Here is a 12,189-nt window from a genome sequence, read left to right as displayed (position 1 = left end):
GGAGGCAGGCCTCCGCCAGAACATTAGAGCTTGATAAATTTATCCAGCGTACGAATAAGCTGGGTGACAAAACCGTATTCGTTATCGTACCAGGCGACGGTTTTTACCAGTTGCAGATCGCCAACTTCGGTAATCTCGGTTTGTGTTGCATCAAATACCGAACCGAAATGCGAACCAATGACATCTGACGAGACGATTTCCTCGTCGGTATAACCAAACGACTCATTATTTTGCGTGGTTTTTTTCAGCGCGTTGTTGACCTCTTCAGCAGTGACTTTTTTCCCCAATATCGATACCAGTTCCGTGACAGATCCTGTTTTCACCGGAACACGCTGGGCATGGCCTTTTAATTTTCCGCTCAACGCCGGAATAACCAGACCAATGGCCTTGGCGGCACCAGTGGTATGGGGAATGATGTTCTCTGCTGCTGCCCGCGAGGCGCGCAGATCTTTCCCGCGTGGACCATCAACCAGCGACTGCGTTCCCGTGTAGGCGTGGATGGTGGTCATAGTGCCAAGCTGAATACCGAAGCTATCGTGCAGCGCTTTCGCCATCGGTGCCAGGCAGTTGGTGGTGCACGATGCGACCGAGATAATCCGATCGTTCGCATCCATTGTGTCGTCGTTGACGTTAAAGACAATGGTCTTCATGTCGCCAGCCGGGGCGGATATCAGCACTTTTTTGGCCCCTGCATCCAGGTGCGCGTTGGCTTTTTCTGTCGAGGTATAAAAACCGGTGCATTCGATGATTATCTCAGCGCCAGTGGTTTTCCACGGAATATTTTTGGCCTCTTTTTCTGCGTAAACCGCGATTTTTTTACCGTCGACAATCAGCGCGTCTTCGGTAAAGTCGATGCTCCAGGGAAACGGGCCGTAGTTTGAATCGTGCTTTAACAGATAGGCGAGAATTTTGGGCGAGGTGAGGTCATTTATGGCCACAACCTCCACGTTGCTTTTGACTTCCAGTAGCCGACGCAATACCAGACGACCGATACGACCAAAACCGTTAATGCCAATTTTACTCATGGTTTTCTCCTGTCAGGATGAGGCGGTACGACATATTTTCCTTACCAGGCTTAGTCCAGACAGGCATCCTCGGCAATAGCGGTTCTTGCGGTTAAGCGTAAGCGACTGAAAATGGGTGAACAAAAGTTAATGAATTTTTAACAAAAGCCCGTTATGTTGACGCATTATTGTTTTTATTCAGGAAGTGTTATGGGGAATAAGTATTCTGGCCTGCAAATCGGTATTCACTGGCTGGTCTTTTTGTTAGTTATTGTGGCCTATAGCGCCATGGAGTTTCGCGGATTTTTCCCGCGCAGCTATCGTCCCTTATTCAACATGGTGCACGTATCCTGTGGTATCACGATATTAACGCTGATGGTGGCGCGTCTGCTGGTCAGGCTGAAATATCCGGCACCGCCGATTGTGCCAAAACCAAAGCCAATGATGACCGGCATGGCGCATCTGGGGCATCTGGTTATCTATCTGTTGTTTATTGTGCTGCCTATTATTGGGCTGGTGATGATGTACAACCGGGGTAATCCGTGGATTGCATTCGGCATCGTTATGCCGCATGCGGCAGAGGCTAACTTTGATTTAGTGGATATGCTGAAGTCCTGGCACGTGACGCTGGCAAACCTGGGTTATTTTGTTATTGGTCTGCATGCCGTTGCCGCCCTGATGCATCACTATTTCTGGAAGGATAATACGCTGTTGCGCATGATGCCGCGTAAACGCTCCTGATATAACGCCCCGCAAAATTGGACTGCACCCCAAAAGTTGGACATCCAACTGAGTAAGGTGCATTTTTTTAGCCGATTAATTTTCGCAGGGTGGTGCTTTTCGTACGCTTTGAACCTGGGAGACGCGTTTTTTCAGGCTGACGATAGCCAGCGCAACAACAATCAGCATAATACCGCAGCCTTCAACAACGCCAGGCTCTTCACCCAGCAACCACCAGGAAAACAGAACGCCACAGACAGGTACCGCCAGCGTACTTAAGCTGGCAATACTGGCTGGTAAGTTACGCAACACAAACAGCCATAAACTCCATGCCAGCGCCGTCGCCAGCACGGCGCTATAAGCTAATGCCCAGAAAACGACAGGTTGCCAGTCTGGATCTCGCTGTGGAACCAGCCAGGCCACCAGGCTCATCACCAGCGCGGCATACAGCATCTGCCATGCGGTCAACGCTAACAGATCGATATTCGGATGGCGGGTATACATTCGCTTGGCGACAATCGCGCTGGCCCCCCAACTGATCCCAGAAAGGATCGCCAGTAGCGCGCTCTGCATTGAGGCAAAGTTCAGTTGCCATGGCTGTAAAACCAGCAATAATCCCGCAGCTGCCACGGCAATGGCGAAATACTGTAAACGCCGCATGCGTTCACCGAGGAAAATGGCGGCCATAATCACCACCCAGAATGGCATGGTATAACTCAGTATGGCTACTTTACCTGCACCGCCGCTGACTAGCGCCCATTGTGATAATCCAACCATGCCGCATGTTTGTAGCAAGGCGATCGCTAACGTATAGCCGAAAGGTGTCGGGCGCATTCCTCGGCCACGCAGTAACAGAACGATGAATAACAATAATGCGCCAAAAGAACAGCGTAGTGCGGTGAAGTCGAACGCGCCGATGTAGTGCGTGACCTGTTTCATCGCGATCCAGCTGTAACTCCAGATGAGCGTTAAGGTGATGAGGCCGCCAATGGCCAGCGGATGACTTTTCCCTGCGGTGGTCATAATGTGTCCGTTTTAATGATTTTAGTACGCCACTATACGCGCTTTCAGGGCGCCGTAGTCGTTATCATTCCGGCTGAGTACATGTCGCGAAAATTTGTACTTTCTTCTGTGGAATAAAACCGAAAATTATTTTTCCAGATAGCATAAACGCTTACCGGCAAGATGGTTAAACAACGCTCAGTTCGCCACGTCTGTCACTTGATCACTGTTCTCATTAAAACTACTGTATATAAATACAGTTACATGAGAGGCAGATTATTATGTTGTTTTTCCAGCCAGTTGAACACCCCGAAATCAAACACTTCCCGCTATTTAGCGATCTCGTGCCCTGCGGTTTTCCTTCTCCGGCGCAGGATTACGTTGAGAAACGTATCGATCTTAACGACCTGTTGGTGCAGCATCCCAGCGCAACCTATTTTGTAAAATCGTCTGGCGACTCCATGATGGGGGCAGGGATCGGTGCTGGCGACTTGTTGGTAGTCGACAGTGCCAGAAAAGCGGCCCACGGAGACATTGTGATTGCTGCTATTGAAGGCGAATTCACCGTTAAGCGCCTGCAATTGCATCCGGTGGTGATGTTGAAGCCAGAGAACAGCGCCTACGCACCGATCATGATCGGCAGCGAGGACACGCTGGATATATTTGGCGTGGTGACATTTATCATTAAATCCGCGGGCTGATCATGTTTGCGCTGGTGGATGTTAATTCGTTTTATGCCAGTTGTGAATCGGCATTCCGACCGGACCTGAAAGGTAAACCCGTTGTTGTTCTTTCAAATAATGATGGCTGCGTCATTGCCAGCAGCGCGGAAGCGAAGGCGCTTGGCGTCAATATGGGAGCACCATACTTCAAACAGAAAGATCTGTTCAGGCGCTGCGGCGTGTTCTGCTTTAGTTCGAACTACGAGCTGTATGCGGATATGAGCAGCAGGGTAATGTCGATTCTGGAGGAGCTGTCTCCGCGCGTGGAAATGTACAGTATCGATGAAGCCTTTTGTGATTTAACTGGCGTGCGAAACTGCAGGGATCTTACAGATTTTGGTCGTGAAATCAGAGAAACCATTTTACAGAAAACGCGCCTCACGGTTGGGGTCGGTATCGCCCAGACCAAAACCCTGGCCAAGCTGGCGAACCATGCTGCCAAAAAGTGGCAGGAACAGACTGACGGGGTGGTGGATCTCTCGAATATTGAGCGTCAGCGTAAGCTGATGGCTGCGCTCCCGGTTGATGAAGTCTGGGGTGTCGGACGCCGTATCAGTAAAAAACTGGACGCTATGGGCATTAAAACGGTCTGCGACCTGGCGGATACCGATATTCGCTTTATCCGCAAACATTTCAACGTTGTGCTTGAGCGCACTGTGCGGGAATTGCGCGGTGAACCGTGCCTGGCGTTGGAAGAGTTTGCGCCAGTTAAGCAGGAGATCATTTGTTCAAGATCGTTTGGTGAAAAACTCACGGATTACAATGCGATGAGAGAGGCTATTTGTACCTATGCTGCACGTGCTGCGGAAAAATTACGCAGAGAGCACCAGTTCTGCCGGTTTATCTCTACGTTTATCAAAACCAGCCCATTTTCCCTGAATGAACCGTATTACGGTAACAGCGCATCGATAAAACTGCTGACACCAACCCAGGATAGTCGGGAAATTATAAGGGCGGCCACACGTAGCCTGGACGCAATATGGCGGGAGGGGCTGCGTTATCAAAAAGCAGGGGTCATGCTGGGCGATTTTTTTAGTTCTGGCGTTGCGCAGTTGAATCTGTTTGATGACAACGCCCCACGGCATAACAGCGATAAGCTGATGGCCGTTCTGGATACGCTCAATGCTGAAAAAGGTAAAGGAACGCTCTATTTTGCCGGACAAGGTATACAACAACCGTGGGCGATGAAGCGAGATATGCTCTCACCGCGTTATACAACGAGATACAGTGATTTACTGCGGGTTGGGTAGGGTGGTTATCGTAAATAAGTCTTAAGAGCGATTCTAAAACTGTCCAGAAATAAATAAAAAAACGATTATCAGCCTTCATTAAAAATCTTATTGTAGCGCCGACTAACAGATAACTAACTGACAAACGGCAAGTCTATAATAGGAAATTTATGAAAAAGACGCTTATTACACTCATTATTGCAAATGCACTGACCGCGACTACGGCATTTGCCGCAGCGGATGCGGGAACCTGGTATGCTGGTGGGAAATTTGGTTGGTCGCATTACTTTGATACCAGCGCAAGCCAGCAAACGGGGGCTAATGGTAATAAATATGGTGATGTTGGTTTTGATAGCGATAACGTCGGTGGCGGGGTATTTACAGGCTACCAGATTACTCCATGGCTGGCAGTTGAAGGCGGCTATGATTATTTAGGTAATATGCAATTCAACGGTAAAAATGGTTCTTCTGGTTCTCAAATGAAAAGCCAGGGTCTGCAATTATCGCTGAAAGCAAGTTATGGTTTGACTGATGATTGGGATCTCTACGGTCGTGCAGGGGCAATGGGATATCGCGCGGAGTCAGATATTAAAGGCAATAACCGCTTTGATACTGGTGTGCGTCCGGTTGTGGCTGTTGGTACGGAATATGCCTTTAACAAGAACTGGGCTGGTCGCGTGGAATATCAATGGGTGAGCAATGTGGGTAATGAAAACCAGATTGGCGTATCAAGTGATGTTAGTTCCGTTACCGCTGGGTTGTCATATCGCTTTGGCCAGCATGACGACGCGGAGGTTACGCCTGCACCGGCAGTTGCCGCAACTCCTGCGCCTGAACCTCAGCGTTTTAACTTAAAATCTGATGTGATGTTTGGTTATGATTCAGCAGCATTAACCCCAGAAGGGAAAGCGGCGATTGCGCAGTTATACCGAAATCCCGGTCTGCAACCGGCCAAAGACAAAGCGACCGTTGTTATTGGCTATAGCGATCGCACCGGAGCCGCAGATTATAACCAGCAACTGTCAGCCCAGCGCGCGCAGGCTGTTGCCGATGAATTAGTCGCGTTAGGCATGCCAGCTGCAAATATTACTGCACAAGGACACGGTTCGAGTGATTCTGTCACGGGATCCAGTTGTGATGGGCAGACCGGACAGCAGCTGATTAATTGCCTTGCTCCAGATCGCCATGTCGTTGTTGAGATCACTGATAAGTACTAAATCGGTGTACAAAAGCCCTCCACATTATCGAATGGGGAGGGCTTTTTTATTCGCACAGTGGACTATCATTAACTGTGACAAATTAAAGATGTTAGAGCGTAATTATGTTCATAGAATCCTTAGTTTCGAGAGCTAAAGGTAGATTATGGCGTTATTTTCTGCCACGGTTTACTCTGAAAAATCATGTGGATGATCAAGTATATAATTACTATGGTGTTTATTTTTCGGATGTAAAACAAGAAAAATATCAGCTTGTGAGCCTAAGAGGCAAAAATGTTGTGCTTGAAAAATGGCATGCTGAGCAGCACGCCTATATGGAGAAAATAAACCTTCCACTCAATGATATTGAAAAAATGAATGTTGAGATTATTCATTGGAGAAAGCAAGGTCCATTAAGGTTTGATTCGATTTTTCTTTTTGCAATAAATTATTTTACACGTATTGCTTATGCAAAAAATGCGCTGACGAGAGCAAAAAACAATCTCTTTTCTTCATTCACCAGTAACAAGGCGTTGAGTGGACTTGATCGTATAATGTTGCTACAGATGCTGGTGAACGAATATGTACATCAATCGCCAGAGAAAACTCACACTGGAGTAACATGTGATGAGGTTATTGATCTATTGTACGGGACGCTTTGGTATAAACATATCAAGAATGAAGATTTCAGGAGGAAGGTCTTTCTGCTGCTCCAGTCACTTGTAATTACAGAGGATGTCAGATTTAGTGATGAAAAATATTATATACAAGGCAAGGCTATTTCAACAATTGTCACATGGGAATCTGAGGAGAGAAGGGACAAGCAACATTTCAGGATCCAACGAAACATTAACCGCTTAATGCTTGTAATTACTGCATCCACATTGATGATCACGATAGCAATATTAGCTCAGGCAGGCCTTATTAATTTACATAATCTTTGGGTGCATCTGACACAGTTAAAGCCAATCAGGGTGTTGTTCAAATTAATGTGATAAAAAAACAATTTTTTTTAGTCCTGGCAGTAATACAAACTTGTGATGCTGCGTTTCTCTGCTGCCGTACTCCTTGAAATGCTGAATAATATCCGTTCCCTCGCGATGGCCTGTGATGAGGTATTGATAAATCTGCTGCGGTGAACCATAAATTAGTAATCCTGGTTGCCCTGGGCGTTATCGTTCGGTTTTTTCATTGGGGTGGAAAGTTCCGTGAATGTTGCGGTGACGTCCTGATCGGGGCAGTGATCATGATGTTTGCAGCAGCTCACCTCCCAAACGTAACGTTCACTATCCCGCAAGTTGGCGAGGTCACATTTACACACAATGAGATCGTGTTTGTGTTGGGTATGCTCGGTTATAAGGGGCTGAAGGAAGTTATCTTCGGGGTATTAAAAAACGGTTTGGTATCGATTTGCGCAAGCTTATAGCGCAACGAAAAAATAATTAAGGGGAATGAAGCCCGTACGAATTAACGGGCTTTACATAGATTACTTTAGACTGATGTTCGGCAAGATATCCTGTCTGGCTACAGATTGAACTTTCCAGGCCCCGCCTTCCTGCACCATACAGTCGATAACGGTATGTGCTTGATTCGTTCCAAACGACACATAAACTTGCATACACACGGGATCATAATCTGACGACACAATCTCGATCTGCCGCCAGTCTTCACTATAATCCTGGGCTTTGATAAACATATCAGAGTCCGGTACGTCTTCGGTATTGGGGTCAGCCGCATTAGATTTTTTCAATGCGGCAATCGTGCTGGTAGTGACGTAAGGTTTAAGTCCAGCGTAATCCGTTAAAGGATTTTTCTCTTTTAACAATTGTGCAACATACCAGTGATTAAATTTCAATGCTGCTGCCTCTGGGCCAGTAGGGGAAACAGTCGCGAACGCGGAAGTGCAGATTAATAGGCTGGTAAATATTAATAAATTCATATCAATTGTGCCTGAATAATTGATAAGACGGTGCCGCAGATGCCCAATTATTGCCAGGGCACATGCTGTTTTGTTTATAATCTGAATACCAGGTGCCATCACCGCCGTAAATGCAAGCATGTCCCGCCGGATGGCCAGCGATCGGTTGTATTACAGCAACATCGCCTTTCATTGGGGCGCCATACACAGCTCGAAAGCCTGCTGCACGTAGGTTAAACGCCATATCTTATGCATAGTTTGTATTAATGAGTCTAGCGCCGCCAGCGCGTACGGCATTAGAAACAAAATGAGCGCATCTATGTTGACTGGCACTTCCTGCGCGATTTCGTGCGTAATTAACGGCAGCATCTTTATTCCAGCTCATAACGTTTCCTTGTATTAATAAAAAAACACAATAAAACATTACGCTTTAAATTTAATTGTTTTTGTAAATTATCATTAAGTGATGTTAATCATCATCAAGAATAAATATGAAGTTAATTAAGTCATAAAACATTGGATTATATATTTAGGTAATAAAAAAAGGGGGGGGCGGAGTCGAAGTGGTTAACGAAGGTCCGTCGTTAAATTAGCGAGCGTGAAATAAAAGGGGCGCAGAACAACCTTCGGATGAAAGAAATTTTTGTGTCTAATCGGGTGGTGAACAGATTGAGTATCGTATTGGTAATTTCGTACAGCCAGGGCGACAGCTTTACCTTATGGCAGATGTACTGAAGAGAATTTCAATATTTGGGAAATGATATTAGACACTAATCATCAACCAATTAGCTAAACCGTTACACATCAAAATCAGCCGGCCTTGGGCGGTTTTTTATTGCCAGTAATCAGCACCCAGCTCCATCGCAGCGTAGTGACTATTAGAAGGTGGTTGACCGCCGCCAGCGGGAACTGGCGACAGTCATTCATACCCACATAGCGCTGTGGATATAAACCGGGGTTCCGTTTGCCTGCGCAGGCGATAGTAAACGGGTGTCCGCATATATCCGATAACAGCTTAACCTAAGCTACTGATATTAAATAAATCATATATTTTACAGCCAAATAACAAATCTGATAGTATACCCCCCTATAGTATCTGGAGGGCGTATGCCGCATTCACCTGAAGACAAGAAACGCATTCTCACCCGTGTACGCCGTATTCGCGGTCAAGTTGATGCGCTTGAGCGTGCACTGGAATCTGGCGAACCGTGTCTGGCAATCCTGCAGCAAATTGCCGCTGTGCGCGGCGCATCCAATGGCCTGATGGGCGAAATGGTTGAGATCCATCTGAAAGACGAGCTGGTCAGTGGGGAAACTACGCCAGACCAGCGTGCCGTGCGCATGGCTGAAATCGGCCATCTTCTGCGTGCTTATCTAAAATAACATCATCACCTCGCAATAATGGGAAGAGACAAATGAAATCACGTGCAGCAGTTGCATTCGGCCCCGGCCAACCGTTAAAAATTGTCGAAATCGACGTCGCACCGCCAAAGAAAGGTGAAGTGCTGGTTAAAATTACCCATACCGGCGTGTGCCACACCGACGCCTTTACGCTCTCTGGCGACGATCCGGAAGGCGTATTCCCGGCGGTACTTGGCCATGAAGGTGGCGGTATTGTGGTTGAAGTAGGCGAAGGCGTCACCAGTCTGAAGCCGGGCGATCATGTGATCCCGCTGTACACCGCAGAGTGCGGCGAGTGTAAGTTCTGTAAATCGGGTAAAACCAACTTGTGTCAGGCCGTACGTGCGACCCAGGGCAAAGGTCTGATGCCGGATGGCACAACGCGCTTCTCGTATAACGGTGAGCCGATTTATCACTATATGGGCACCAGCACCTTCAGCGAATACACCGTTTGCGCGGAGATCTCTCTGGCGAAGGTTAACCCGCAGGCCCCGCTGGACAAAGTGTGTCTGCTGGGTTGTGGCGTGACCACCGGTATCGGAGCAGTCCATAACACCGCAAAAGTGAAAGAAGGCGACACCGTCGCCGTATTTGGTCTGGGCGGTATTGGTCTGGCGGTAATTCAGGGCGCGGTGCAGGCGAAAGCCGGGCGTATTCTGGCCGTTGATACCAATCCGGAAAAATTTAAGCTGGCAGGTGATATGGGCGCGACCGATTTCATCAACCCGAAGGATTACGACAAACCGATTCAGGATGTGATCGTTGAGCTGACCGACGGCGGCGTGGATTTTAGCTTTGAATGTATCGGCAACGTTAACGTGATGCGCGCGGCACTGGAATGTTGCCATAAAGGATGGGGCGAAAGCATCATCATTGGCGTGGCGGGAGCAGGGCAAGAGATCAAAACTCGTCCGTTCCAGCTGGTTACCGGGCGTGTCTGGCGCGGTTCCGCGTTTGGCGGTGTGAAAGGGCGTACTCAGCTTCCTGGCATGGTTGAAGAAGCAATGAGCGGGAAAATTCAGTTGGATCCCTTTATTACCCACCGTTTACCGCTGGAGCAGATTAACGAAGCGTTCGATTTAATGCACCAAGGTAAGTCCATCCGTACCGTTATCCACTTTGGCGATAACTGATTCATTGGCCAGCGGATTTAACCGCTGGCACTTTCCTGAATTTTTTAGAATTATGTTGTGAAAGTGTGACGAATCCGGCGCTTTTCACGGTAAGTAAACTTCCCGGATTGCCGATGACTATCTAACGGGCGTGTTTTCACGCATAAACCCTACAAGAGAGTCGACGGTCATGGACAACACTACATCGATGCAAGCCCAGCATAAACTGGGCTTTCTGCATCAAATCCGGCTGGTTCCGCTGTTTTCCTCCATTCTCGGTGGCATCCTTCTGCTGTTCGCCTTAAGTTCCGGACTGGCAAGCTATTTTCTTATGCAGGCCGATCGCGATCAGCGCGACGTGACCGATGAGATTCAGGTCAGGATGGGGTTATCTAACAGCTCTAACCACTTACGCACCGCGCGTATCAATATGATCCACGCCGGCGCGGCGAGCCGTATTGCCGAAATGGATGACATGAAGGCCAATATTGCCGAGGCAGAAAAACGCATCAAGCAGTCGCAGGACGGTTTTAACGCTTATATGTCGCGTGCGGTAAAAACGTCTGCAGATGAAGCGCTAGATGCTGAACTGAGCGCCAGCTTCAAAGCCTATACCGACGGTTTACAGCCCATGCTGAAGTACGCTAAAAACGGCATGTTTGAAGCGATCATCAACCATGAAAATGAACAGGCCCGACCGCTGGACTCTGCTTACAATAAGGTATTGTTAAAAGCGATCGACATTCGTACCGCAAGGGCGAACCAGTTAAGCGAACAGGCGCATCAGCGTACACAACTCGGCATGGCTTTTATGCTGGGTGCATTCGTTCTTGCGCTGGTGCTAACCGTGATGACGTTCATTGTTCTGCGTCGTACCGTCATTCACCCTCTGCTACGCGCGGCCCAGCGTATTGAGCGAATTTCATCAGGCGATCTGACGATGCACGATGAACCGACCGGGCGTAGCGAAATTGGCCGTCTGAGCCGTCACCTACAGACAATGCAACGATCGTTGGGGAAAACGGTGGGCACGGTACGTCAGGGCGCGGAAGAAATCTACCGCGGTACCAGCGAGATTTCGGCGGGTAATACCGATCTGTCTTCACGTACTGAACAACAGGCCGCAGCGATTGAACAAACGGCAGCCAGCATGGAAGAGCTGACCGCCACGGTGAAGCAAAACGCCGACAATGCGCATCACGCAAGCAAACTGGCGGAAGATGCGTCCGGTAAGGCCAGTCGGGGCGGTCAGATGGTTTCTGGCGTGGTGAAAACCATGGGTAATATCTCAACGAGTTCGAAGAAAATCTCCGAAATCACAGCCGTGATTAATAGCATTGCTTTCCAGACCAATATCCTGGCACTGAACGCTGCGGTTGAGGCGGCGCGGGCAGGAGAGCAGGGGCGTGGATTTGCCGTGGTCGCCAGTGAAGTCCGTACGTTGGCAAGCCGCAGCGCTCAGGCGGCAAAAGAGATTGAAGGATTGATCAGCGAATCGGTCCGACTGATTGACCAGGGCTCCGGAGAAGTCGTCGCGGCGGGCAATACGATGACGGATATTGTCGATGCGGTAAAACGCGTCACCGATATCATGCTGGAAATCGCGGCGGCCTCTGATGAGCAGAGCCGGGGTATCGTACAGGTGAGCCAGGCGATATCAGAAATGGATAAGGTTACGCAGCAAAATGCCTCGTTGGTTGAAGAAGCATCGGCTGCGGCGGCCTCTCTCGAAGAGCAGGCGGCGCGCTTAACGGAAGCCGTAGGTACATTTCGCTTAACGGGAACGAGTGCAATTAAACGCCCTCCCGTAAGCACTACGCCTGACCATTCGCGTCCGCAGACGGCAACGGCCAGTGGCGATAACTGGGAAACGTTTTAACAATAA

11 protein-coding genes and 1 pseudogene are annotated in these 12,189 nt (G+C 48.6%); 8 read left to right on the top strand and 4 right to left on the bottom strand.

Going from position 1 to position 12,189, the window contains the following annotated elements:
- Positions 1-23: 23 nt before the first annotated feature.
- Positions 24-1,025, bottom strand: coding sequence for a type I glyceraldehyde-3-phosphate dehydrogenase (gap, locus tag OGX90_RS12530; protein WP_111465516.1), 1,002 nt, complete (start codon positions 1,023-1,025; stop codon positions 24-26).
- Between the two features lie 189 nt (positions 1,026-1,214).
- On the opposite strand from gap, the gene cybB reads away from it, so the two are divergent.
- Positions 1,215-1,745: a cytochrome b561 gene (gene cybB, locus OGX90_RS12525; protein ID WP_008784870.1), complete on the top strand. Its 531-nt coding sequence runs from the start codon at positions 1,215-1,217 to the stop codon at positions 1,743-1,745.
- 75 nt (positions 1,746-1,820) lie between these two features.
- Here cybB and OGX90_RS12520 read toward each other — a convergent pair whose 3' ends face one another.
- Complete coding sequence (locus OGX90_RS12520; protein ID WP_057068151.1) at positions 1,821-2,747, bottom strand: DMT family transporter; 927 nt, start codon at positions 2,745-2,747, stop codon at positions 1,821-1,823.
- Positions 2,748-3,007: 260 nt separating this feature from the next.
- Between OGX90_RS12520 and OGX90_RS12515 the strand changes: the two genes are divergently transcribed.
- The 4 genes from OGX90_RS12515 to OGX90_RS12500 all read left to right on the top strand — a co-directional run bounded on the left by OGX90_RS12515 (position 3,008) and on the right by OGX90_RS12500 (position 6,868).
- Positions 3,008-3,427 carry a translesion error-prone DNA polymerase V autoproteolytic subunit gene (locus OGX90_RS12515; RefSeq protein WP_003833182.1) on the top strand — a complete coding sequence of 140 codons (420 nt, stop codon included), beginning with the start codon at positions 3,008-3,010 and terminating at the stop codon, positions 3,425-3,427.
- 2 nt (positions 3,428-3,429) lie between these two features.
- Positions 3,430-4,698, top strand: coding sequence for a Y-family DNA polymerase (locus tag OGX90_RS12510; protein WP_048214134.1), 1,269 nt, complete (start codon positions 3,430-3,432; stop codon positions 4,696-4,698).
- 149 nt (positions 4,699-4,847) lie between these two features.
- Complete coding sequence (gene ompA, locus OGX90_RS12505; protein ID WP_032943541.1) at positions 4,848-5,894, top strand: porin OmpA; 1,047 nt, start codon at positions 4,848-4,850, stop codon at positions 5,892-5,894.
- A 185-nt stretch (positions 5,895-6,079) separates the two neighbouring features.
- Positions 6,080-6,868 carry a hypothetical protein gene (locus OGX90_RS12500; RefSeq protein ID WP_286623978.1) on the top strand — a complete coding sequence of 263 codons (789 nt, stop codon included), beginning with the start codon at positions 6,080-6,082 and terminating at the stop codon, positions 6,866-6,868.
- 491 nt (positions 6,869-7,359) lie between these two features.
- On the opposite strand, the gene OGX90_RS12495 is transcribed toward OGX90_RS12500, so the two are convergent.
- On the bottom strand, positions 7,360-7,932 hold the full coding sequence (locus OGX90_RS12495) for a DUF3828 domain-containing protein (protein ID WP_286623976.1): 573 nt from the start codon (positions 7,930-7,932) through the stop codon (positions 7,360-7,362).
- A pseudogene (locus tag OGX90_RS12490) lies at positions 7,814-8,176 on the bottom strand (CHAP domain-containing protein). The gene OGX90_RS12495 and the pseudogene OGX90_RS12490 overlap by 119 nt, the downstream one beginning before the upstream one ends.
- A 722-nt stretch (positions 8,177-8,898) precedes the next feature.
- Between OGX90_RS12490 and OGX90_RS12485 the strand changes: the two are divergent.
- The 3 genes from OGX90_RS12485 to OGX90_RS12475 all read left to right on the top strand — a co-directional run bounded on the left by OGX90_RS12485 (position 8,899) and on the right by OGX90_RS12475 (position 12,183).
- Positions 8,899-9,174: a metal/formaldehyde-sensitive transcriptional repressor gene (locus OGX90_RS12485; protein WP_003833178.1), complete on the top strand. Its 276-nt coding sequence runs from the start codon at positions 8,899-8,901 to the stop codon at positions 9,172-9,174.
- A 32-nt stretch (positions 9,175-9,206) separates the two neighbouring features.
- Complete coding sequence (locus tag OGX90_RS12480; RefSeq protein WP_286623972.1) at positions 9,207-10,325, top strand: S-(hydroxymethyl)glutathione dehydrogenase/class III alcohol dehydrogenase; 1,119 nt, start codon at positions 9,207-9,209, stop codon at positions 10,323-10,325.
- A 169-nt stretch (positions 10,326-10,494) separates the two neighbouring features.
- On the top strand, positions 10,495-12,183 hold the full coding sequence (locus tag OGX90_RS12475; protein WP_252431248.1) for a methyl-accepting chemotaxis protein: 1,689 nt from the start codon (positions 10,495-10,497) through the stop codon (positions 12,181-12,183).
- Positions 12,184-12,189: the final 6 nt, after the last annotated feature.

Source organism: Citrobacter sp. Cpo012 (assembly GCF_030333015.1).
GTDB classification, from domain to species: Bacteria; Pseudomonadota; Gammaproteobacteria; order Enterobacterales; family Enterobacteriaceae; genus Citrobacter; species Citrobacter portucalensis.
Note: the sequence above shows the minus strand (reverse complement) of the source record. Positions and strands in the feature narration are given on the sequence as shown.

What these genes read in the sequence shown, in the direction of transcription:
- gap (WP_111465516.1), bottom strand. Translation starts at nt 1,025, where the DNA reads ATGAGTAAAATTGGCATTAACGGTTTTGGTCGTATCGGTCGTCTGGTA.
- cybB (WP_008784870.1), top strand. Translation starts at nt 1,215, where the DNA reads ATGGGGAATAAGTATTCTGGCCTGCAAATCGGTATTCACTGGCTGGTC.
- OGX90_RS12520 (WP_057068151.1), bottom strand. Translation starts at nt 2,747, where the DNA reads ATGACCACCGCAGGGAAAAGTCATCCGCTGGCCATTGGCGGCCTCATC.
- OGX90_RS12515 (WP_003833182.1), top strand. Translation starts at nt 3,008, where the DNA reads ATGTTGTTTTTCCAGCCAGTTGAACACCCCGAAATCAAACACTTCCCG.
- OGX90_RS12510 (WP_048214134.1), top strand. Translation starts at nt 3,430, where the DNA reads ATGTTTGCGCTGGTGGATGTTAATTCGTTTTATGCCAGTTGTGAATCG.
- ompA (WP_032943541.1), top strand. Translation starts at nt 4,848, where the DNA reads ATGAAAAAGACGCTTATTACACTCATTATTGCAAATGCACTGACCGCG.
- OGX90_RS12495 (WP_286623976.1), bottom strand. Translation starts at nt 7,932, where the DNA reads ATGCTTGCATTTACGGCGGTGATGGCACCTGGTATTCAGATTATAAAC.
- OGX90_RS12485 (WP_003833178.1), top strand. Translation starts at nt 8,899, where the DNA reads ATGCCGCATTCACCTGAAGACAAGAAACGCATTCTCACCCGTGTACGC.
- OGX90_RS12480 (WP_286623972.1), top strand. Translation starts at nt 9,207, where the DNA reads ATGAAATCACGTGCAGCAGTTGCATTCGGCCCCGGCCAACCGTTAAAA.
- OGX90_RS12475 (WP_252431248.1), top strand. Translation starts at nt 10,495, where the DNA reads ATGGACAACACTACATCGATGCAAGCCCAGCATAAACTGGGCTTTCTG.